The sequence below is a fragment of the Allofournierella massiliensis genome, assembly GCF_964241245.1.
Classification (GTDB): domain Bacteria; phylum Bacillota; class Clostridia; order Oscillospirales; family Ruminococcaceae; genus Allofournierella; species Allofournierella massiliensis.
The window spans coordinates 61,851-82,621 of the sequence record NZ_CAXSWZ010000007.1; the positions used below are offsets into that span (position 1 = coordinate 61,851).

19 protein-coding genes are annotated in these 20,771 nt (G+C 60.8%); 15 read left to right on the forward strand and 4 right to left on the reverse strand.

The window, feature by feature from the left end; genetic code table 11:
- From ACESYO_RS05510 to ACESYO_RS05525, 4 genes are all read right to left on the reverse strand, one after another.
- Window positions 1-1,236, reverse strand: a complete 1,236-nt coding sequence (locus ACESYO_RS05510) for a glycosyltransferase (protein WP_373209489.1) — start codon at window positions 1,234-1,236, stop codon at window positions 1-3.
- 24 nt (window positions 1,237-1,260) lie between these two features.
- The gene (locus ACESYO_RS05515) at window positions 1,261-2,241 is read right to left on the reverse strand and encodes a glycosyltransferase family 2 protein (RefSeq protein ID WP_373209490.1); all 981 of its coding nucleotides are present in this window, start codon (window positions 2,239-2,241) and stop codon (window positions 1,261-1,263) included.
- Complete coding sequence (locus tag ACESYO_RS05520; RefSeq protein WP_373209491.1) at window positions 2,238-3,380, reverse strand: glycosyltransferase family 1 protein; 1,143 nt, start codon at window positions 3,378-3,380, stop codon at window positions 2,238-2,240. Before ACESYO_RS05520 ends, ACESYO_RS05515 begins: the two co-directional genes overlap by 4 nt.
- 149 nt (window positions 3,381-3,529) lie before the next feature.
- Window positions 3,530-3,775 carry an IreB family regulatory phosphoprotein gene (locus ACESYO_RS05525; RefSeq protein WP_058963256.1) on the reverse strand — a complete coding sequence of 82 codons (246 nt, stop codon included), beginning with the start codon at window positions 3,773-3,775 and terminating at the stop codon, window positions 3,530-3,532.
- A gap of 160 nt (window positions 3,776-3,935) precedes the next feature.
- Here ACESYO_RS05525 and ACESYO_RS05530 point away from each other — a divergent pair, with 160 nt between their 5' ends.
- The 15 genes from ACESYO_RS05530 to ACESYO_RS05600 all read left to right on the forward strand — a co-directional run bounded on the left by ACESYO_RS05530 (window position 3,936) and on the right by ACESYO_RS05600 (window position 20,683).
- Window positions 3,936-5,657 carry a hypothetical protein gene (locus ACESYO_RS05530; RefSeq protein ID WP_373209492.1) on the forward strand — a complete coding sequence of 574 codons (1,722 nt, stop codon included), beginning with the start codon at window positions 3,936-3,938 and terminating at the stop codon, window positions 5,655-5,657.
- 108 nt (window positions 5,658-5,765) lie between these two features.
- Window positions 5,766-7,772 carry a hypothetical protein gene (locus ACESYO_RS05535; protein WP_373209493.1) on the forward strand — a complete coding sequence of 669 codons (2,007 nt, stop codon included), beginning with the start codon at window positions 5,766-5,768 and terminating at the stop codon, window positions 7,770-7,772.
- A 77-nt stretch (window positions 7,773-7,849) separates the two neighbouring features.
- On the forward strand, window positions 7,850-8,977 hold the full coding sequence (gene rffA / locus ACESYO_RS05540) for a dTDP-4-amino-4,6-dideoxygalactose transaminase (protein WP_373209494.1): 1,128 nt from the start codon (window positions 7,850-7,852) through the stop codon (window positions 8,975-8,977).
- Window positions 8,978-8,990: 13 nt separating this feature from the next.
- Entirely contained in the window at window positions 8,991-10,175 is a 1,185-nt protein-coding gene (locus tag ACESYO_RS05545; protein ID WP_373209495.1) for a hypothetical protein, read from the forward strand.
- Between the two features lie 78 nt (window positions 10,176-10,253).
- The gene (locus tag ACESYO_RS05550; RefSeq protein ID WP_172733323.1) at window positions 10,254-11,219 is read left to right on the forward strand and encodes a glycosyltransferase family 2 protein; all 966 of its coding nucleotides are present in this window, start codon (window positions 10,254-10,256) and stop codon (window positions 11,217-11,219) included.
- Window positions 11,216-12,466 (forward strand): ATP-grasp domain-containing protein, encoded by a 1,251-nt coding sequence (locus ACESYO_RS05555; RefSeq protein WP_346672739.1) that lies wholly within the window; start codon window positions 11,216-11,218, stop codon window positions 12,464-12,466. Before ACESYO_RS05550 ends, ACESYO_RS05555 begins: the two co-directional genes overlap by 4 nt.
- Before the next feature lie 16 nt (window positions 12,467-12,482).
- Window positions 12,483-12,854: an EamA family transporter gene (locus tag ACESYO_RS05560; RefSeq protein WP_058963263.1), complete on the forward strand. Its 372-nt coding sequence runs from the start codon at window positions 12,483-12,485 to the stop codon at window positions 12,852-12,854.
- Window positions 12,847-13,203, forward strand: coding sequence for an EamA family transporter (locus ACESYO_RS05565; RefSeq protein WP_373209496.1), 357 nt, complete (start codon window positions 12,847-12,849; stop codon window positions 13,201-13,203). Before ACESYO_RS05560 ends, ACESYO_RS05565 begins: the two co-directional genes overlap by 8 nt.
- Window positions 13,204-13,354: 151 nt before the next feature.
- Window positions 13,355-14,026 carry a response regulator transcription factor gene (locus ACESYO_RS05570; RefSeq protein WP_276870687.1) on the forward strand — a complete coding sequence of 224 codons (672 nt, stop codon included), beginning with the start codon at window positions 13,355-13,357 and terminating at the stop codon, window positions 14,024-14,026.
- Window positions 14,019-15,005: a sensor histidine kinase gene (locus ACESYO_RS05575; protein ID WP_373209497.1), complete on the forward strand. Its 987-nt coding sequence runs from the start codon at window positions 14,019-14,021 to the stop codon at window positions 15,003-15,005. The genes ACESYO_RS05570 and ACESYO_RS05575 overlap by 8 nt, the downstream gene beginning before the upstream one ends.
- Before the next feature lie 75 nt (window positions 15,006-15,080).
- On the forward strand, window positions 15,081-15,764 hold the full coding sequence (locus ACESYO_RS05580) for an ABC transporter ATP-binding protein (protein ID WP_058963267.1): 684 nt from the start codon (window positions 15,081-15,083) through the stop codon (window positions 15,762-15,764).
- Window positions 15,761-17,563: an ABC transporter permease gene (locus ACESYO_RS05585; RefSeq protein WP_373209498.1), complete on the forward strand. Its 1,803-nt coding sequence runs from the start codon at window positions 15,761-15,763 to the stop codon at window positions 17,561-17,563. Before ACESYO_RS05580 ends, ACESYO_RS05585 begins: the two co-directional genes overlap by 4 nt.
- Before the next feature lie 80 nt (window positions 17,564-17,643).
- On the forward strand, window positions 17,644-18,024 hold the full coding sequence (locus ACESYO_RS05590; RefSeq protein ID WP_373209499.1) for a holo-ACP synthase: 381 nt from the start codon (window positions 17,644-17,646) through the stop codon (window positions 18,022-18,024).
- Between the two features lie 114 nt (window positions 18,025-18,138).
- Window positions 18,139-18,489, forward strand: a complete 351-nt coding sequence (locus ACESYO_RS05595) for a type II toxin-antitoxin system PemK/MazF family toxin (protein WP_058962553.1) — start codon at window positions 18,139-18,141, stop codon at window positions 18,487-18,489.
- Between the two features lie 313 nt (window positions 18,490-18,802).
- Window positions 18,803-20,683 (forward strand): hypothetical protein, encoded by a 1,881-nt coding sequence (locus tag ACESYO_RS05600; protein WP_373209500.1) that lies wholly within the window; start codon window positions 18,803-18,805, stop codon window positions 20,681-20,683.
- Window positions 20,684-20,771: the final 88 nt, after the last annotated feature.

The following is a 20,771-nucleotide window of genomic DNA, read 5'->3' on the forward strand; positions in this document are numbered from 1 at the left end:
TCAGCCTCCAAGGGTCTGTTCCAGGCAGCGGGCCGCCGCCTGGGGCGTATTGGATTCAAACAGCCGCGCGGCCTCTTCAAAGGGCAGGCGGCAGCGCCCCTTTTCGGCTAAAAACGCCGAAAGACGGGCCAGCACGTCCGGCCCGGTGCCCTCCGATTCCAGCAGGGTCAGGGCAAGGGGCCAGCGGTCAAAGTAGGGGCGGCAGGGGTCGTTTTCCAGCTTGGCCAGATGCAGCACCGGCCGGCCCGCCGCAAAGTATTCAAAGATCTTGCTGGGCACCTGGTTGTCCACCCCGTTGCCCAGGCTCAGCAGTACGTTCGCCTTTGCCAGTTCTTCTGCGGCCTGTTTTGCGGGCAGTGGGCCGGTGACGATCAGCCGGTCGCCCAGAATCTTCCGGTAGGGCTCCAGCAGATCGGCGGGATAGTTCTCCCAGCCGCCGCCCACGAATACCAGCTCCAGATTCGGATCGTTCAGTGCGCAAAACAGCTCCAGCGCATAGTGAGGGGTGCGCAGCTCGGGATACAGACTGCCCACGAATACACACCGCAGCCGGCTGCTTTTGCCGGTAACGGCAGGCGGGGCGGGCGGGGGCACCAGGCTGGGAAAATCCAGCACATGGGCCTTGCCTGCAAAACGCTCCAGCGGTGCGCCGGGGGCATAGTACTGTTTCATGGCCGGGGCAATGAACACCGCGTCCAGCGCTTCCAGCAGCTGTTTTTCCCGGTCGAAGGCGCCGGGAGCGTTGTAGCTGCGGTTGGCCGCGTAGGGGTCCATCTGCCAGCTGGCCTTTTTGCCGCCGAAGCGGGCGGAGGCAAGGGCGAAGCTGCCCGCGTAGGGAGCAGCCACCGCCACCGCCGCGTCAAAATGGCAGCGGGCGTCCAGCGCTTCGATGGCCTTTTTCGCCGCCGAGATGCGCCGGGGCTTTTTGAAGGCGATCTGCCGCACCGCGGCCAGCGCTGCCGCCGGATGGGCGCAGAGCTTTAACAGCCGCAGGGGCACCGGGGTGCCGCCCGGGTTGCCGAATTCCAGCACCCGGTTCATCACCCGCTCGTCCGAAAAGGGCAGCAGCGTCCGGCCGCAGCCGGGCAGTTCGGCGGGCAGGGTTTCGCCGTCGTACAGTTCCAGAAAATGCACCGTGTGGCCCTGCTGCGCCAGCAGCGCCGCCGCCCGCCGGGCAATAGCCGGGGTGGGGGCAAGGGGAAATTCCACACTGTCCAGAATGCAAAGCAGTTTCATGAAAAAACCTCGAAAAAGGGCCGGTCAGCGCCGGTCGGTGAGCATCAGTCGGCACAGCCCGGCGTAGAAAATGCCGCCCCAGCAGGAGAGCATGGCCGCCAGCTTCATGGCGGGGGAAAGGTGCCGGTTTTTCAGCGCCCTGCCAAGCCCGGCGCGAATCTCTTTTTTCAGAGACTTGTGCTCGGAATCAAAATCCCGGGCGTTGGCCTGACGCAGAATCATGCTGTTCAGATACAGCAGCTTTTCATAGTAAAATGCCTCGGCAGAGGCCTCCAGCGGGCCGCCGCGGGCGGTATCCAGAATGGTGCGGGCCACGAAAAGCTGGTCGGTGAGCATCCGCTCCTGCAGGGGCCGGTGCGTGGTGGATTCCGCATGCTGGCGGTAATAGTAGCCCACAAAATCCACAAAGGCCATGCCGCCGGCGTGCTGCAGGATGTTCCAGTTCAGATACAGGTCCTCGTTGTATACCACCGGCGAATAAAAGGGCACATCATCGAACAGATTCCGGGCATACAGCTTGTTGCAAAGGCTGTATTCCACCCGCTTGTCGTGCATCAGGGCGTCCAGATGGGCGGGGCTTTCCAGTACCAGAAAATCCTCCGGGCAGCTTTCCGGCTGAGGTACCGGGCCGTAAAAGGGGATGAAGCGGCAGCCCGCCACCGGCAGGGTGGTGGAAAGGCACTCTTCCAGCAGAAACCGCACCATTTCGGGATGCAGCAGGTCATCGCCGTCCACAAAGCTGATGTATTCGCCACGGCTGTGGGAAACACCGGTGCCCCGGCCGCCGATGATGCCCAGGTTTTCCTGATGAATGGTGCGAAAGCGGCTGTCCCGCAAGGCAAAGTCATCGCACACCTGGCCGGAGCCGTCCTGGCTGCCGTTGTCGATCATCAGCACCTCCAGATTGCGGTAGCTCTGGGCGGCGATGCTTTCCAGGCAGGGCAGCAGATAGTCGCCGGTGTTGTACACCAGCACCACCACTGAAACGAGGGGGGTCTGATTCATGAGCGGGGTCCTCCTGCGGTTGGGTCATAGCTTTGGGCAAGGCCCAGATAAAAATTGGTCAGCCAGGCGGCAGTCTGGCGGATATCGTATCCCGCCGCGGCGATCTGCTGCCGGGGAGAAGAACGCACCGGCAGGTTTTCCATTGCCTGTTCCAGGGCGGTTCTTGCCCAGACCTCATCGCTGCTTTCCAGTGCAAGCTGCTTTACCAGCGGGGTTATACAGACTTCACTGGTGATGGTGGTGGCCGCGGTTATGGGCAGGCCGGCCGCCTGCGCCTCGACCAGAGTCACCGGCAGCCCCTCGTGCAGGGAGGGGAACAGAAAGCCGTCCATGCCCTGCAAAAGGCGGGGAATATCCTCCCGGCTGCCCAGAAAATGTACGCAGTCGGCAAGGCCCAGCCGGGCGGCCTTCTGGCGCATTTCGTCCAGCAGAGGGCCGGTGCCCGCCAGCAGCAGGGCGCTGCCGGGAGCCTGCTTGTGGATGAGGGCAAAGATATCCAGAATGCGGTCGTGGTTCTTCTGGGGGGTGAACCGGCCCACATGGCCGAACACCAGGCATTCGTCCGAAAGGCCGAACTCCTCCCGCACGCTGGCCCGGGCCATCTCGTTCACTGCGAAACGCTTCGGGTCGATGCCGTTGAGCAGAATGTGCGCCCGGTTTGCCTCAGGGCCGAACATCCAGTCTGCCGCCGCCCGGGAGCAGGCGAACAGATGGGTGGCGTTGGGCAGCACCATGTTTCCGTAGTAGTCCTTCACCACCTGGAAGGCCAGCCCCCCCTCGTTCCGGGTGTTGTGGCTGTGGGCAATGCGCACCGGAATGCCGGCCTTTTTTGCCTGCCGCATCACAAGGCCGCTGAATTTGTCCATGTGGGAATGCACAATGGAATAGCGGGGGCTTTGAGCCAGCACCCTGTCCAGCGCATGGGTGTAGACGAAGGGGCCCTTCTGGGTGATGAAGGGGATGCGGTGGATCACACCGCCCAGCGCTTCGATCTCGCTTTCGTACACACCGGGAAAGGAGCTTACAAAATCGAACTGCACCGCGTCCCGGTCGATGCAGCGATACAGATTCATGATCAGGCTTTCGTAGCCGCCGTGGGCCAGACCGGCCACGCAGTGCAGAACGCGCACAGCCGCCATACAAGGCACCTCACTTTTGACCGGCGAAAGTCTTCCTGCTTTCGCACACAATAATACAGCTTATAGTATAACAAAAAGCCCGGGCTTTGCAAAGCCCGGGCAAAAAGGAAAAACCGGCCCCGTGCGCGGCACGGAACCGGTTTGAAGGATCAGGGATTGACGTAATTGCGAACCAGCGCCTGCAGCAGATCGTCGCGGTCCACACGGCGGATCAGCGAGCGGGCGTTTTTATAGGTGGTGATATAGGTGGGGTCCTCGGACAGGATATAGCCCACCAGCTGGTTGATGGGGTTGTAACCCTTTTCCTTCAGTGCGTCGTAGACCTCCTGCACAACGGCACGGATCTCCCGGTCGCGGTCATCATAAATGGAGAATACAGCGGTAGGATCAGACATAAAATGGCCCCCCTTTTTGCAGAAGAATCAATTTAGATACAGTATACCCCATTTGCTGGCGGAATGCAAGAGCTGCCGGGGCCAAGGTTTACAAGGAAAGGGGACTGTGCTATACTTACACTGACTTTTTATGACTATTTAAAAGAGGTATTGTTACATTATGACGAAACAACGCAGCTGGATATGCCGAAACTGGTTTTGGCTGGCCTGGGCCGCGGCAGCGGCCGGGCTGGTCTGGCGGGCGCGGTTCTGCATCGCGGGCGAGGAGGAGAGCTATTTCCTCACGCAGGCATACTCGTATTTGCAGGGCTGGATTCCCACGGCGGAGATCTGGGGCGCAACCCAGTTCAGTTCCATGATTTTCATGCCGCTGGCGGCGTTGTTCCACGGGCTTACCGGCGGATGGGATGGAGTCTATCTGTTTTTGCGGCTGTGCTACATCGGGCTTGAGTGTGCAGTGAGCGCGGCAGCGTTTTTTCTGCTGTGCCGGTTTACCACCCGCAACTGGGCGGCCTTCGGCGCGCTGCTGGCGCTGCTGTTCACGCCGCTGAATCTGAATACCTTTTCCTATAACTCTCTGGGCATGCACTTCACGCTGCTGTTCGTGCTGCTGGCGCTGTTTGGCGCACGGCAGGGCGGCTGGTGGCCTGCCGTTCTGGCCGGGGCCTGCTTTGCAATGGCGCTGGAGGCCTACCCGCCCATGATCGTGCTGGTGCCGGTCTGCCTGCTGTTGCTGGTTCAGTATCCGGCGGGGCGGCGGCTGCGCTCCTTCGGCTGGTTCTGCCTGGGCGGGGCGGCGGTGTTCGCCGTGTTTGCGGCGGAGCTTCTGATCCGTGCGCCCCTCAGCGTTTATCTGGAGAATTTCGGCAATCTGCTGATCGCGGACAGTGCCCATCAGGGCAGCGGTGGCATTGTGGCCGAGATCATCAGCTGGCTGGCCAGCTGCCGCTGGTGGTACGGGACTGCCATCATTCTGGCCTGCGGTGCGCTGTGGGTGCTCTGCGGTGCGGCGCGGCTGGCGGTGTGCCGGGGCAAAACGCTGCCCCGGGCGGCGTGGGTGGCGCTGGCGGTGCTGGTGTTTGCGGTGGCCGTGTTGGGCCTTGTGATGCTGCCCCGGGGCGAAAAGTTTTACAGCAACATGAAGTGGTTCATCCCCGGCCTTCTGTGGCCGGCGGTGCTCTGCCTGTGCTGGCCCAGGGACATCCTGCCCGGCCTGACCCTCTGCGTAACCGGCATGCTGTATGCGATGGGCGTGTTTTACGGCTCGGATCTGGGCGTGGTGAACGGCAGCTACGGCTTTTTCTTCTGTGTGCTGGGCGAGCTGGTCTGGCTGGGCCAGTGGCTGGCTGCCTGCCGGCCCCGGCGGCCGGAGCTGGCTTTGCGGCGGCTGCTGGCGGTGGCGCTGGCGCTGCTTTTGCCGGTGCAGCTGGGCTACATGCGCTTTTTCTATGATTCCTTCGGCAACCCGGCCCGCTGCACCGTGCGGGTGAGCGAGGGCATTATGACCGGCCTGTGGCTGGAGCCGGAAAAGGCCGAGGCCTATGAGGGCGTGCTGCGGGATGTGGCGGCCAATGTGCCCGCCGGCGCAAAGCTGCTGGTGCTGGATATTCTGCCCTATGCTTATATGCTGAATGACTATGTGGTGTGTGCCCCTACTCCCTGGATCAACGATGTGGGCGACGAGCAGAATCGAATTTTCTACGAAAAGAACCCGAATCTGGTGCCGGAGTATGTGTTCATCGCCCAGGAAAAGACCGGCTTTTCCAACCGGGCCGACACCTCGGCGGAAAGCCTGCCGGAGGGATATATCAAGGAGATGCTGCTCCAGTCGGGTGTGGAACGCACCGAGACCGAAAGCGGCACGTTTTACAAGCTGCCCTGAAAAGATGTGGAAATCCAGCTGCGCAGGCTTGCTGCCGGCGGCACGCTGAAGTGAATTGAGCCGCGGCGGCGTTATATTAGGAAGAAGATTGTAGAAGGAGAACTGCACATGGCGCAGAATGACACAACCCCACAGCAGAAACGCCGGCTGGTACTGCTGAGCCTGGGGCTTGCGCTGGCCTTCGGGGTACTGAGTCTGTTTGCCAGCCCCTCCAGCTGGCCGCACGATGACTGGGATATTTCGCTGGTTCTCAGCGGCTGCTTTGACCCGAGCGGGCAGATCAATTTTGTGAATATCCTGCTGGGCTTTCTCATCAAGGGGCTGGGGCTTGTCAGCACCACGGTAAACTGGTATTTCTGGCTGCGATGGGTCTTTACCGTGCTGGCTTTTGCCGCATTCACCTATACCGCTTTTCTGTTCCTGCCCGCCGGGCTGGCGCTCACGGTGGACGGCCTGTTCAAGTTCCTGTTCTGGCATGTGTGTATGGTGGAGACAAACTTCACCCGCAATGCCGGGCTCTGGGCCGCGGCGGCGCTTGCTCTGCTGGCGCTGTATACATGGAAGCGGGCAGGGCGATGGGCCTTCCGGGGCGGGCTGCTGTTCTGGTGCATGGGATATCTGTGGCGGCCCAAAGCGGCGCTGCTGGTTGCCCCCTTTGCACTGGTGCTGATCCTCTATTCGCTCCTGTGCCGCATGAAAACTTTGGCGGACTGGAAGGCAGCTCTGTCCGGCGTGGTGAAAAATCGCCGGGGGATTATGGCGCTGGTCGGCTGCGTGCTGATCACTGCGGTGGCGCAGGGGGCCCAGCTGGCCTTCTGGAGCCAGCCGGAATGGGCGGCGTTCAAATCCTTCAGCGACGACCGCTCTTTCTTTGTGGATTATTCCACCGGTGGCTGGGAGAAAAACCAGCGGGCGCTGGAAAGCGCCGGATTCACGGAAAACGACTATTGGTGCATGGAACACCAGAGTTTTGCAGACCCGGAGTTCTTCGATGCAGACCGGATGAACCGGCTGGCGGATTTGCGTGCGGAAAAACCAGCCCCCGCAGAGTTTGTTTCGGGGCAGGCAATTCCGTTTCTGGTGAAACTGCCGTTTCAGGTGAAGAGCTTTCTGGGCTTTTGCCTGGTGGGAGGAATTCTGTTCCTGCTGGGGGACTGGCGGCGCCGCGTTGCAATTCTGTGCACGGGCGCCGGCAGCCTTGTGATCTGTCTGGGTCTGCTCTGGATGGGGAATCTGCCCGAGCGGGTGATGGAAGCGGTGTTTGCCGCCGCGTTGTTTACTGCGGTGCTGTTGGGAATTCGGCAGCACAGAGGTATCCCCGGCTGGCTGCGCAGGGGTGGTATTGTTGCGGGTGCGGCGGTATTCCTGCTTTGCAGCGCAGTGAGCGTGGCCCGCGTGGCGAACCGGCTGGCCATGCCGCGGGTGAATACCATCGAGAGCGGAACCACCGGTGTGCAGTCGGTGGATATTGCCGCCACCGATGAGGAGCATGTGTATGTCTGGAACATTTACAGCGCCTACAATCGTGTGCAGCAGGCCTACGGTCTGACGGCACTGCCCGAACGGGATTTCTTTTCCCACAATACGATTCTGGGCGGTTACCACGAGCATAGCCCTTATATGAAAAAAAGTCGGGCGGCTATGGGAATTCAAAATCCCATGCGGGCGCTTGTGGAAAATGAAAACGTGCTTCTGGCCGATGATTACGAGCCGGAGCGGATTCTCCGGTATGTGCAGCAGCACTATGAACCGGAAGCGGCGCTGAGTTCCGCAAAGGATCTGGGCGATTTCTGGGCGCTCAAGATCACGCCGCCCATGCAAAGTGAAGAAAGAAAGCCGATCGAATGGGAGATGCAACCCCTGCAGAACGCGCCCACCAGCCGCAGCGGCTGGTATACAACAAGAGGGAAGGCCAAAGGTCTTCCCTCTGATGGGGCGCTATGGCTCAGGGCGAGCCGTGCGGACGGTAAAAACCGCTGCTACCGGCTGGTGCGGGGCGAAAACGGCGAATTCACCGCCGGCCTGTATCTGGACTGGGCCGAGCCGCAGGAGCTGACCTTCACCCTGCTCTGGCAGCAGGACGGGAAAATTATGGAAAGCGAACGACTGGTGTGAACAGCGAACACCGAAAAAACAGCGAATACCGGAGCGCTCCGGCACCCCGGATGAATAACATAAGGGAGTTTTAAAGTATGATTTCGTTTAATGTGCCCCCGCTGGTAGGAACGGAACTGGACTATGTGAAAAAAGCCATTGAAAACCACAAGATCTGTGGCGACGGCCCCTTCACCAAGGAGTGCAACGCATGGCTGGCAAACCGCTTCGGCGCCCAGAAGGTGCTGCTCACCACCAGCGGTACCACCGCGCTGGAAATGGCCGCCCTGATGTGCGATCTGGAGCCCGGCGATGAGGTGATTCTGCCCAGCTTCACCTTCTCGTCCACCGCCACTGCCTTTGTGCTTGCCGGCGCAAAGCTGGTGTTTGTGGATGTTCGCCCGGATACCATGAACATCGACGAAACGAAAATCGAGGCTGCCATCACCGATAAAACCAAGGTCATCTGCGCCATGCACTACGCGGGTGTGGCCTGCGAGATGGACACCATCATGGACATTGCCCGCCGCCACGGCCTGAAGGTGGTGGAAGATGCGGCTCAGGGTGTGATGAGCACCTATAAGGGAAACGCTCTGGGCACCATCGGTGACTTCGGCTGCTTCTCCTTCCATGAGACCAAGAACTATTCCATGGGCGAGGGCGGCGCGCTGCTGATCCGGGATCCGGAATACAACGAGCGGGCCGAGATTCTGCGGGAGAAGGGCACCAACCGGGCCAAGTTCTTCCGCGGTCAGGTGGACAAATATACCTGGGTGGATTACGGCTCCAGCTACCTGCCCAGCGAGATGAATGCCGCCTACCTGTATGCCCAGCTGCTGGAGGCAGACCGGATCAACAACGACCGGCTGGCCAGCTGGAACGCCTATTACGAGGCGTTTGCTCCCCTGGAGCAGGCCGGAAAGGTGGAGCTGCCTGCCCTGCCCGAGGGCTGCGTGCACAACGCCCACATGTTCTGGCTCAAGCTGCATGATCTGGAGGAACGCACTGCATTTATCCAGCATCTGAAGGACAATGGTGTTCTGGCTGTGTTCCACTATATTCCGCTGCACTCTGCGCCGGCGGGCCTGAAGTTCGGTGTATTTTCCGGTGAGGATGTGTACACCACCAGAGAGAGCGAGCGCCTGGTGCGTCTGCCCCTGTATTACGGGCTGACTGAAGAGGATCGGAACACGGTGATCCGGTCAGTCCTGTCTTTCTGGAAATAAGGCGGAGGGAATCATGCAAACCATAGAGAGTCGGCGCCGGGTGCGCAGTCAGTACGGTGTTGTAGCTCTGCTGTATGCTTTGCTGGGGGCGGTGGTAGCCCGTATGCTGCTGATCCAGGCGGCGGATCCACTGGCGGGAGATTTTGCGCAGCATCTTACCTCGGCCCGCAACCCCCAGGGCAGGGAATATTCTCTGTTTACCATTCTTTATCGGATCATGGACGGACTGTGGCATTCCGATCTGCCCATTGTACTTTTTCTGGTGGCAATGGTGCTGACGGGTGTGTGGCTGTGCGGGTTATTCTTCCGCCGCCACAGTCCGATCAAAAATGTGCTGTTGTCTTCGGTTCTGGGCATTGCCTGCTATTGTGTGGATCCGATCTTTCTGCCCTGGTTGAACCCCTATCGTGTGCTTGGGGTGCAGGCAGGTGGTGTGTGGCACAACCCCACGTTGCTGGGAATCAAGACCATGCTGATGGCACTGGTGCTGGTATACCTTTCCATCTGTGAACAGATGGAGGATCTGGGCGCGCCACTGCCAACAAAAAAGTTGCTGCTTTTCTGCGCTCTTCTCACAGTGGCCACATGGATCAAGCCCAATCTGGCCATGAGTGTGGAGCCGGCTATCGCCTTTTTTCTGTTGTTCGATTTGTGCCGACATCGGGGAAAGGGATTCTGGAAGCTGGCGGCGCTTGCGGTCACGGTTATCCCAAGTCTGGTGGTGATCGGGTGGCAGTTTATGGTGTCGTTTACCAATGCGCCGGCAGGGGAAGAGAGCGGTATCACCTTCGCTCTTGGTATGGAGATTATCGTCTGGGCCAGAAGGCCTGTCTGCGCTATTCTGCAATCGCTGGCGTTTCCGCTGCTGGTTCTGGCATTCAGTGTACCCCAGGTGTTCAAGGACCGGAAGTATGGCTTTGCCTGGGCCATTGCCGGGGTGGCCTATCTGGAACATCTTTGCCTGGCCGAAACCGGTGAGCGCGCAGGTGACGGAAATTTCAGCTGGGGTGTTCAGATGGTCATGGTCTATCTGTTCGCGGTCAGTGTGATCCGACTGGTGGAGGACTGGCCCTGGCTGAAGCAAAGGCTTTGGGGCAGGGGAATTGCCGCAGCGGGTGCGGTTCTGTTCTTATGGCACACCTTCTGCGGGGTGCAGTATATTGTTTTGTTTATCCTGAACAAAGGATATTTTATGTAAACGGTACGCGGCAACAAGCCCGGCGGCCGGCATATGGTTGGGAGGAGATGTTCTGCCGGCGGGCAGGACGATATGAAAATGGAACAAACATGCAAGATCTCTGTGATCGTTCCCTGTTATTATTCGGAAAAAACCATCGCCAAGGCGGTGCATCTGGCCAGAGAAGAGCTTCTGCGGCTGGGCTATGATTATGAATTTGTTCTGGTGAACGACGGTTCCACCGACGGCACCTTCGCCCAGATTCAGGCTCTGTGCGCAGAAGATCCCAAGGTAAAGGGTGTGGATTTCAGCCGAAATTTCGGTCAGCACAGTGCCCTGATGGCGGCGCTGCATTATGTGACCGGCGATTATGTGCTGAGTATGGACGATGATTTGCAGACCCATCCGTCCCAGTTCGGCAAGCTGCTGGACACGATCCGGAACGGCGGTTACGATGTGGTATATGGTTGGTATCCTCAAAAGCACCACAACTGGTTTCGCAATCTGGGTTCCCGTTTTGAGGGATGGACCATGCAGGTACTTACCGGTCGCCCCAAGGGACTGCATACAAGCAGCTTCTGGGTGGCCAAGGCTTTTGTATGCCGCCATGCCATCGAGTACATGGGGCCTTACCCGCACATGTCCGGCCTGCTGATGCGTATTACCAAAAATGTGGGCAACGTGGAATTGCAGCATTTTGATCGGGAGGTTGGTCAGTCCGGCTATAATTTGAAAAGTCTGATCCGATTGTGGAGTACCTCCACCAACTTTTCGGTGTTGCCGCTGCGGTTTTCGCTGGTGTGCGGGGCACTGTTCGGCGCTGCGGGCCTGATCAGCGCGCTGGTTGTGATTGTGCGCAAGCTGATGGATCCCACCGTGATGACCGGCTGGAGCTCGCTGATGGTGGTGATCCTGCTGGCAGCAGGCATCAATCTGATCTGTCTGGGCCTTGTGGGCGAGTATGTGGGTCGCATGTTCATGATCGCCAACAAGCAGCCGCAGTATGTGGTGCGCACCCAGTGCAACGTGGGTGCTGCCGCCAAGCATAAGGAGGAAGAAAAATGACACAGCATCGACTGGTCGTGTTGGGCTCCATGGATGAATTTGTGGAACTTGTAAAGCTGGCTCGCCGCCAGGGCATCTACACCATTGTGTGCGACGGCTACGAAAACGGCCCTGCCAAAGCCTTTGCGGATAAGGCCTATACCATCGACGTGCGGGACATTGACGGGGTGGCCGACATGTGCCGGGCAGAGCAGGCGGATGGCATCATCGCATCCTTCTCAGATCTGCTGGCTGAATGCCTGGTAAATATTGCTGCCAAAGCGGGACTGAAGTGTTACTGCACCCCGGAAAAAATCCGTTATCTGCGGGAAAAGCCCCTGATGAAGGAGATGTTCCGTCAGTTGGGTGTGCCCACGCCCACCAGTATTCGCCTGAATGCCGACTTTGCGGACGAAGAGCTGAACGCAGTGGGCCTGCCCTGTGTGATCAAGCCGGCCAACGGCTATGGTTCCCGGGGAATCTATGTGGTGAACAGCGCAGAAGAAATCCGCAGTCATTTTTCCACCACCGCGTCCTATTCCAGCTTTGACTACATTCTGGCTGAGACATACAACCAAGGCTATGAATTTAATATGATGACCTGGATGGTGGATGGCCAGCTTCGGCTGTTGAGCATTGCGGATCGGGAAAAATCCCACGAGATCGAGGGTGACATCCCCCATGTGAGCCGCATTGTGTATCCCAGTCGTTTCACCGATGAGGTGAAGGATGAGGCGATGGCCATTGTGAAAAAGGTGGCGGATTTTGTGGGCATCACCACCGGTCCGCTGTCCATGCAGTTTTTCTACACACCCGGGCAGGGGGTGCAGGTGTGCGAGATTGCCGGGCGGATGTTCGGATACGAGCACGAACTGGTCACCTATGCAGGCGGCATGAGTGTGGAGCAGCTGCTGCTGAACTATGTGTATGATGAAGCTGCTTTGAAAGAAATGTTCGACGCTCATGATCCTCACTTCTCCCGCTTCAGCGCGGGGTTGTATTTCCACGGCTATGAGGGTACAGTGGCAGATGTGAGCGCGGCCGAAGCGGCGGCAAAGCTGCCCGGCGTGGCGGAATCGCTGATTTATTATCAGCCGGGTGAGACCATCGGACATGGGGTGGGGGCAAAGCCCTACGCAGTGCGCTATTATCTGACGGCGGATCGGCGGGAGGAGCTGGATGCGCTGACCCGGCAGCTGTACGAGCAGGTGAAGGTGTGCGACGCACAGGGCAACAACCTTCTGTATCACAATCAGATGCAGAAGTAAAGAACGGAGCATGCCCATGAAACAACACAATTCCTACGCCCTTACCCTGATCGGGCTTCATGTTCTGCTGGGAATCTATTCCCTCAGTGGCTTTTTCAGCAAAAATGCTGCCGCCCAGCCCTTTCTGAGCTGGAAATACATTGCCTTTTACTGCGGCATGATGGCCATTATGGTCATCTACGCCGTGGGCTGGCAGCAGGTGATCAAGCGGCTGCCTCTCACGCTGGCCTTCGCCAACAAGGCGGTCACGGTGGTATGGGGGATTTTGTGGGGAGCGGTGTTCTTCCATGAATCCATCACCCCCGGTAAGCTGATCGGTGCGGCCGTAATCGTGGCCGGTGTGGTGCTGTTTGTAAAAGCCGACGGGGAGGAAAAACGCCATGAGTGATACCATCCAGCCGCTGTACGCGCTGATCTATCTGCTGGGGGTGTTCCTGGCGGCGATTTCTCAGGTGCTGCTGAAAAAGGCGGCCATGCGCCCGCATAAAAATTTTATCATGGAATATCTGGACTGGCGGGTGATCCTGGGCTACGGCATCTTTGTGGGCTGCACCCTTCTAAGCATTCTGGCCTATAAGGGAATACCCATGAGCCTGGGCCCGGTGCTGGAAGCCACCAGCTACCTGTATGTGACGGTGTTCGGCGTAACCATCTTCAAGGAAAAGCTCAGCCGGAAAAAGTGTATTGCACTGGCCATGATTCTGGCAGGCATTCTCATTTACGCTCTGGCGGGCTGAATCAGGAAAAACGGCGGCGCCGGTTTGCAGACAACGCAGACCGGCGCAGCTTTTTTTGTGCGGCGGAAATGCGGGAAAGTGACGGGTCTGTCACCCGAAAAGGACAGTTTTTCGATATAATGAAACAAACGGAAAAAAGGTGGGGAAGCCGGTGAGGATTCTTCTGGTGGAGGATGAGGCGGCCATCGTGCTGCCGCTGAAAAAGCTGCTTGAGCGGCAGGGATGGCAGGTCGCGGCAGCGGCCAGTGTGGCCGCCGCGCTGGAACAAATTGAAAAAACGCCCTTCGACGCGGCGCTGGTGGATCTGGGTCTGCCGGACGGCAGCGGGGAAACGGTCTGCCATGCACTGCGCGGGCAGGGCGACGCCGCCATTCTGATCCTCACTGCCCGGGCGGACGAGGCCAGTGTGATCCGGGCGCTGGAGCAGGGGGCAGACGATTACATCATCAAGCCCTTCCGGGCCGGAGAACTGCTCAGCCGGATCAAGGCGGTGCTGCGCCGCCGAAAGGGGCCGGAGCTGCTGCGCTTTGGTGCGCTCACGGTGGATCGGCGCAGTGCCCGCGCCTTTGTGGGTGAAAACCAGATTCCGCTTACCGCGCAGGAATACCGGCTGCTGCTGGTGTTTCTTGCGAACCCCGGCCAGATTCTGGAGCGGGGGCAGCTGTTGCAGGCGCTGTGGGATCAGGAGGGCAATTTTGTGAACGACAACACCCTCACCGTCACCGTGAAGCGTCTGCGGGAAAAACTGGCGGGCGGCTGCGGCTGGCACATCGCCACAGTACGGGGCCTTGGCTACCGCTGGGAGGAGGAGCCGGATGCATAGCAGAGAATTTTACCGGATGCTGGCTGTTATGCTGGCCCTGACGGGGGCTGCGGCCATCGGGCAGGGCCTTGCCTGGGGTGTGCCCGGCATAGTCGCCGCGCTGCTTCTGGGCGGGGCGCTCACGGCGCTGGCCGCGGTGTATACCCTGCGGCGCTACCGGCGGATTGCACAGCTGTCGGAATATCTGGCCCAGGTGTACACCGGGGGTCAGCCGCCCCGGCTCAGCGGCCAGACGCCGGGAGAGCTGAGTGCGCTGCAGGATGACCTGTACAAAATTACCAGTATTTTGCAGCAGCAGGCATCGGCTCTGAAGGCGGACAAGCGCTTTCTGGCGGACAGCCTGAGCGATATTGCCCATCAGCTGCGCACGCCCCTTTCGGCCATTCTGCTGCAATGTGACTTTCTGCGGGAGGAGCTGCCGCCCGGCGAGGCTGTGGAGGGCCTTGCCCAGATCGAAACGCAGGCGGACCGCATCCGCTGGCTGGTGGAGTCTCTGCTGCGCCTTTCCCGGCTGGATGCAGGGGTGGTTCCCTTTGAAAAGAGGAAATTGCCCGCCCGGCAGGTGATCCAGCGGGCGGCGGGCGGTCTGGCCGGGCTGTATCTGAAACGGAATGTGGAGCTTCAGGTGGATTGCCCGGAACAGCTGGCCTGCGTCTGCGATCTGGAATGGACCGCCGAGGCGCTGGCGAATCTGTTGAAAAACGCCGCCGAGCACACCCCGGCAGGCGGCACAGTACGGGTGGAATACAGCCCGCAGGCGCTGTATTCCGAATTCCGGGTGCAGAACACCGGGCCAGCCATTCTGCCGGAGGATATGCCCCATTTATTTGAACGGTTCTGGCGGGGAGCCGCTGCCAGCCCGGGCAGCGTGGGCATCGGTCTGCCGCTGGCCCGCAGCATCGCCCGGGGCCAGCAGGGGGACGTGACCGCCGAAAACACCCCGGAAGGGCCCCTGTTCCGGCTGCGGCTGTTCCGGTGACAAAACTGTCAGCGGGGTGTCACCGGCCTGTCACCGGAGCGGGGTATTCTTTGGGCAGGAAAGGAGGTGGTCCGCTTGCCGTTTCTGGAAGTGGAACATCTGACAAAAGTCTATGGAACCGGGGCAAATCAGGTGAAAGCCCTGGACGATGTGAATTTTACCGTGGAAAAGGGCCAGTTTGTGGCCATCGTGGGGCCGTCCGGCTCCGGCAAATCCACCCTGATGCATCTGCTGGGCGGGGTGGACCGGCCCACCAGCGGCAGCGTGCGGCTGAGCGGTATGGATCTGGCAGGCCAGCCGGACGAGACGCTGGCGGTGTTTCGCCGCCGTCAGATCGGGCTGGTGTATCAGTTTTATAACCTGATCCCGCTGCTCACCGTAAAGGAAAACCTGTTGCTGCCCCTGCTGCTGGATGGCCGCCGCCCGGCGCCGAGTCAGTTGGAGGGTATCGTGGAGCAGCTGGGCATCGAGGGCAAGCTGGATGCCTTCCCGGACCAGCTGTCCGGCGGGCAGCAGCAGCGGGTGAGCCTGGGGCGGGCGCTCATTACCCGGCCCGCCCTGCTGCTGGCGGATGAGCCCACAGGTAATCTGGACGGAGCCAACACCGCCCAGGTGATGGAGCTGCTGCGGGCCATCCACAAGGGCACCGGTCAGACCATTCTGATGATCACCCACGACCGGGAGCTGGCCCAGCAGGCCCAGCGGATTTTGGTGATCGGGGACGGCCGTCTGCAGAGAGACGAGGTGATCCGTCCATGAGAGCCATCTGGTCGGTCACGGTGCGCCAGCTGCTGCGCGGGAAGGTGAGCACCGGGTTCGCCTTTCTGAGTGTGCTGCTGAGTGCGGTGCTGCTGAGTGCGGTGCTGCTGGGAGGCGATTCTCTGGTGTATACCCTGAATGTGGAATATTACAGCGAGTTCGCGCTGGTTGCGCTGGCGGCGGTGAAGCTGCTGCTGTGCGTGTTGCTGGCGGGCACCGCGCTGATGATCCGGGGCGGGTTCTGGCTCTCGCTGGAGCGGCGCACCCGGGCGCTGGGCCAGCTGGCCAGCGTGGGGGCCACCCCGGCCCAGCTGCGGGCCAGCGTACTGCTGGAGGCGGCCCTGCTTGGCGTGGTGGCCATCCCGTTGGGAATGCTGTTTGCAATGCTGGGGCTGCGGGTGGGCTTCTTTGCCATGAACCAGACCCAGGGCATCCAGACCATCACCAACGGGCAGGGCATTCGACTGGCGGTGCAGGCCGGTCGCCTTGCCGCGGCGGCGCTCTGGTGTGCGCTGGCGCTGCTGCTGGCCGCCTGGGGCCCGGCCCGGCGGGCGGCGCGGCTTTCGCCCATGCAGGCCATGCGGCCCCAGCTGCAATGCGCACCCAAAGGAAAGGGCAGCCGCACCCCGGCAGATGCGGTACGCCTGCTGGCAAAGCGAGCCCGGCAGCGGGCCCCCGGCCGCTACCGGGTGCTGAGCCTGGGCCTTGCGGTCAGCGCAGCCCTGATTTTCATGGCTTTCACCTTCAATCAGGCGCTGGTGCGCAACTATGATGTGAGCCACGCACCTTTTTCTTACAGGGTCTACCTCTGGGGGGACGAAAACGCCCAATATCCCGCCGAACTGTTGCAGCAGCTGGCCGGAGCGGTTCCGGACAGACCGGGCACCGTGACCGAGCTGGTGGAAAAATTTTACGGAGTGCGGGAGGAACGCATGGTCAATACCCTTCAGATCGTACTGGAGGACGAGGATTTTGAACGTTGGTACGGTCAGCCGTTGACCGGCGAGCAGGGTGTCGTACCGGTGGTTTGGGCGAAGGACGCTTCCGACCTTTCGCCGGAGGAGCTGGGGGAGGAAACACTGCTCTGGAGCTTCGCCGGGCCGCAAATGGTGGTGGCCGGTGCCAGTGACGCGCCGCTGCCGAACGGCATCCGGCAGAAAGGTGCGGAAGATGACCGGTCCACACTGGTACTGGTCACCAGCCGCAGCGCCTTTGAAGCCAGCGGCATCTCCTTTGCACAGGGAGAGGTTCGCAGCTATGCGGTTTATTGGGATGCGGATGACGGCCGCGCCGTTACCAAAGTGGTGGCGCCGGTTCTGGCCGGGTGCGGGCTGACGTATGAGATTCAGGACTACACCCCCACCGGTCAGACAGTTTTGCTGGGCAGCGGGGTGCGTATTCTGCTCACGGTGTTCTGCGGTGGCTTCGCGGCGGTGGTATTGCTCACCAGTGCGGCCAACATCCTGAGCACCGTCAGCAGCAGTATGCTGCAGCGGCGGCGGGAGTTATCGCTGCTGCTGTCCGCAGGCATGAGCCGCCGCCAGCTGGCCCGTATGCTGGCCTGGGAGTGTTTGGGCTATGGCGTCCGGGGAATTCTTTGGGGCTTTCCGGCGGGAGTTGTGCTTGCCTGGCTTCTGGCGGATCGGATGCTGGGCATCCCGCTGTCCAGCGCATTGAGCCCGGCGGCGCTGCTCACCCCGGTGGTGTGCGTGGGGGCGGTGAGCGCTTTGGCACTGCTGGTCTCGCTGCGCATGCTGCGCCGGTTTTCCATTCTGGAGGGGCTTGCCCAGCGGGACTGACCGCTTGCGCCCCGCCCGGCAGTTCCGTATAATAAAAAGCGAGAAACGGCCCCGGCGGGGCAAACGAGGGGGAACAGCCAATGATCTACGGCATCGGCACCGATCTGGTGCGCACCGACCGAATGGAAAAAAGTCTGGCCAGCCCGGCCTTTCTGCGGCGGGTATTCGGTGAGGAGGAGCGGGCCTTTCTGCTGAGCCTGGCTCCCCGCAAGCAGCCGGAAAGCGCCGGGGCGAACTTTGCTGCCAAGGAGGCCTTTTTAAAGGCCTGCGGCACCGGCATCGGCGGCTTTGCCCTTTGTGAAATTCAGGTGCTGCGAAAGGAGAGCGGTGCGCCTTACTATGCACTCACCGGGCAGGCGGCGGCCTGGCTGGAAGAAAACCGGCTCACCGCCCATCTGAGCCTGAGCCACGACGGCGGCCTTGCCCAGGCCTTCACGGTGTTGGAGCGAACCGGCGATTAAGAGCCGCGCAAGGCGGGCATACTACCACCAGAACACATCCAAACAGCCCCGCAGCGGCGGGGGCACATAGGCGTGCGCCGTGCTTCGGGGCGGATCACTGGAGGGAGTATGACCATGGAAGTGCATAGAGGCGAAGTGTTTTATGCGGATCTGAGCCCGGTGGTGGGCTCGGAACAGGGCGGCATCCGCCCGGTGCTGATTCTGCAGAACGATGTGGGCAACCGCCACAGCCCCACCGTGATCGCGGCGGCCATTACATCAAAGCAGGACAAAACCCATCTGCCCACCCACATCGGCCTGCAGGCCCAGACCTGTGGCCTGACCCGCAACAGCATTGTGCTGCTGGAGCAGATCCGCACGCTGGACAAGCGCCGCCTGCGGGAAAAGGCGGGCCGCCTGAGCGAGAGCGACCAGCGCCGGGTGGATCAGGCGCTGGGCATCAGCGTGGGTCTTGTGAGCATGTGAATCACAAAATAAGAAAGAACGCCGCTTCGGAAAAATCCGGGGCGGCGTTCTTCGTTGCCAGTGGAATTGCCGCACGCTTCGTGGTATGATAAAGGCAATACCGCACAATTCACGGTTTGCGCCTCAGGCGGCGTATCCCGCCAAAATTTTCCGCGATATTTTCCAAAAATGCTCGCCAAGCCACAAAGGATTGCCTGCGCTTTTTGGTTCATATCGCAAAAAATTTCCGGCGCGCTCCACCACCTGAAATTGTGCGATATTGCCTGAAACAAAAAAGCGCGGGCAGCGTCCGCATGTGGGAAGGAAGAAGCAAATGATCTATCTGTATTGGGTGGCCGTGTTCACGGTCATTGCTCTGGCGCTGGCGGTGCGGTTCGACCGCCGGCTGGAGGTGACCTTTGCCCCGGCTTTGTTCGGGGGCATTCTGGTGATGTATCTGTTCGGTCTGGCCGGGCCGCTTTTGTGGAGCCTGGCGGCGATCAGCCTGCTGGGCGCTGCCTCCGGTGTGTATCTGATCGTTCAGGCGGTACGCCGAAAGGATCTGTTTCTGCGCCGCTGGTGTACCCCCGGCGCGCTGGTGCTGGTGGTGATGGTGCTCTATATCGCCTGGATGCAGGCAGGGCGGCTGGCCATCGGCAACGATGAATTCAGCCACTGGGCCTACACGGTGAAGGTGATGGCAAATCACGACCAGCTGAGTGTCTGGCACACCAATGAGCTGGGCTTCGGGGAATATCCCCCGGCGCTGGCGCTGCTGGAATACCTGTTCGTGCGGCTGACCCCTGATTTTACCGAGGGCTATCTCTACCGGGCCATGATGCTGTTCCAGGTGAGTTTGCTTTTGCCGGTGCTGGCCCGCTTCGGCTGGAAGCGGCTGGGCGGCGCGCTGGTGGGCTTTGCCGGTATATTTCTGCTTCCGCTGGCCTTCTATGGTCAGTTTTACAGCGATTTGTGCGTGGATGGCACGCTGGCGCTGCTGTTTGCCTATCTGCTTTATGCCTGGCTGAGCACCCGGCGGCTGCAGGGCTTTGTGACCCTCCAGCTGAGTCTGGGGGTTGCGGTGCTGGTGCTCACCAAGGAAAGCGGCGTGATCTTTGCGCTTGCGGCACTGGCCTTTGTTGCCTGGGATGGGGTGCGCCTGGCCCGGGCCGGCGGCCACCCGGGCGCACAGCGCCGGTTCCTGATTCAGCTGGCCTGGCCGGCGGGCGCGCTGGTGCTGGCCCGGCTGAGCTGGGGCATTGTGGTGGCCATGCAGGGCCTGACCGCCGGCGGTAGCGGCAACCCGCTCAGCCGTCTGGCCGGGCTGTTCGGCCCCTGGCCGGAAAAGTGGAGCCTGACCCTTGCGGCTTTTCTGGAGCATCTGTTCCTTCCGGTGCGCAACGAGAGCATCCTGCCTCTTTCTCCGGCGGCCTGGCTGGTGCTGGGGCTGGTGGCCCTGCGTCTGGCCCGGATGGCGCTGCCCCGGCTGGAGGCCAGCCTGCGGCGGCTGAGCCTGGGGCTGGCGGCAGGCTTTGCGGCCTACTGTGCCGGGCTTTTGTATCTGTACTTTTTCCAGTTTTCCGATTATGAAGCCACCCGGGTGGCAAGCCTGGAACGGTATCTGGGCAGCTGGCTGCTGGCGGTGGTGCTGCTGGCAGCCGATCTGGCGCTGGCGGCATGGGGCCGTGCGGAGGGCCGGCGGGCGCTGGGCCCGGGCTGTGTGCTGGCCGCAGCGCTGCTGGTAATGCCCGGAACCAGCGACGAGATCCGGCGGCTGGTGGCTCCCGCCAAGGGAGCAGCGCTGGAGCAACAGCAACGCGCCGCTTATTTCACTCCTGCATCCTTCCCCATGGAGTGGACCGAAAGCGACAAGCTGTATTTTGTGGCGGAGGATACCGCTTCGTACGAGGTGCTCTGTGCCGGTTACAGCTTCTATCCCTGGAACCTTGGCTGCTCTGCCGGCTATAATTTCAACACCGAAGGCGACTGGGCCACCTGGGCCAACGAGGTGACCGCTGACCAGTGGGCCGAAACACTGGCCTCGGAGGGGTATACCTATGTGTATCTCTACCAGATCAGCCCTTCCTTCGCGGGCAAGTACAGCGAGCTGTTTGCTGACCCTGGCGACATTGTGGGCGGCGCGCTCTACGCGGTGCAGACCGGGGAAGAGGGCGTGCAGCTGGCCCGTGTCTGGCCTGCTCTTGCCGAGGGCTGAGCCAGCCTGCCGGTTGTGTCTGGCCGATTGAAACAGAACAGAAAAAGCCCGGAACATCCTTTTGGATGTTCCGGGCTTTTTGCCTGCA

Bases quoted from the DNA above. Each gene is read 5' to 3' on its own strand.
- ACESYO_RS05510 (WP_373209489.1), bottom strand. From the start codon at position 1,236: ATGAAACTGCTTTGCATTCTGGACAGTGTGGAATTTCCCCTTGCCCCC.
- ACESYO_RS05550 (WP_172733323.1), top strand. From the start codon at position 10,254: ATGGAACAAACATGCAAGATCTCTGTGATCGTTCCCTGTTATTATTCG.
- ACESYO_RS05535 (WP_373209493.1), top strand. From the start codon at position 5,766: ATGGCGCAGAATGACACAACCCCACAGCAGAAACGCCGGCTGGTACTG.
- ACESYO_RS05520 (WP_373209491.1), bottom strand. From the start codon at position 3,380: ATGGCGGCTGTGCGCGTTCTGCACTGCGTGGCCGGTCTGGCCCACGGC.
- ACESYO_RS05530 (WP_373209492.1), top strand. From the start codon at position 3,936: ATGACGAAACAACGCAGCTGGATATGCCGAAACTGGTTTTGGCTGGCC.
- ACESYO_RS05555 (WP_346672739.1), top strand. From the start codon at position 11,216: ATGACACAGCATCGACTGGTCGTGTTGGGCTCCATGGATGAATTTGTG.
- ACESYO_RS05585 (WP_373209498.1), top strand. From the start codon at position 15,761: ATGAGAGCCATCTGGTCGGTCACGGTGCGCCAGCTGCTGCGCGGGAAG.
- ACESYO_RS05565 (WP_373209496.1), top strand. From the start codon at position 12,847: ATGAGTGATACCATCCAGCCGCTGTACGCGCTGATCTATCTGCTGGGG.
- ACESYO_RS05515 (WP_373209490.1), bottom strand. From the start codon at position 2,241: ATGAATCAGACCCCCCTCGTTTCAGTGGTGGTGCTGGTGTACAACACC.
- ACESYO_RS05560 (WP_058963263.1), top strand. From the start codon at position 12,483: ATGAAACAACACAATTCCTACGCCCTTACCCTGATCGGGCTTCATGTT.
- ACESYO_RS05600 (WP_373209500.1), top strand. From the start codon at position 18,803: ATGATCTATCTGTATTGGGTGGCCGTGTTCACGGTCATTGCTCTGGCG.
- ACESYO_RS05575 (WP_373209497.1), top strand. From the start codon at position 14,019: ATGCATAGCAGAGAATTTTACCGGATGCTGGCTGTTATGCTGGCCCTG.
- ACESYO_RS05545 (WP_373209495.1), top strand. From the start codon at position 8,991: ATGCAAACCATAGAGAGTCGGCGCCGGGTGCGCAGTCAGTACGGTGTT.
- rffA (WP_373209494.1), top strand. From the start codon at position 7,850: ATGATTTCGTTTAATGTGCCCCCGCTGGTAGGAACGGAACTGGACTAT.
- ACESYO_RS05595 (WP_058962553.1), top strand. From the start codon at position 18,139: ATGGAAGTGCATAGAGGCGAAGTGTTTTATGCGGATCTGAGCCCGGTG.
- ACESYO_RS05590 (WP_373209499.1), top strand. From the start codon at position 17,644: ATGATCTACGGCATCGGCACCGATCTGGTGCGCACCGACCGAATGGAA.
- ACESYO_RS05525 (WP_058963256.1), bottom strand. From the start codon at position 3,775: ATGTCTGATCCTACCGCTGTATTCTCCATTTATGATGACCGCGACCGG.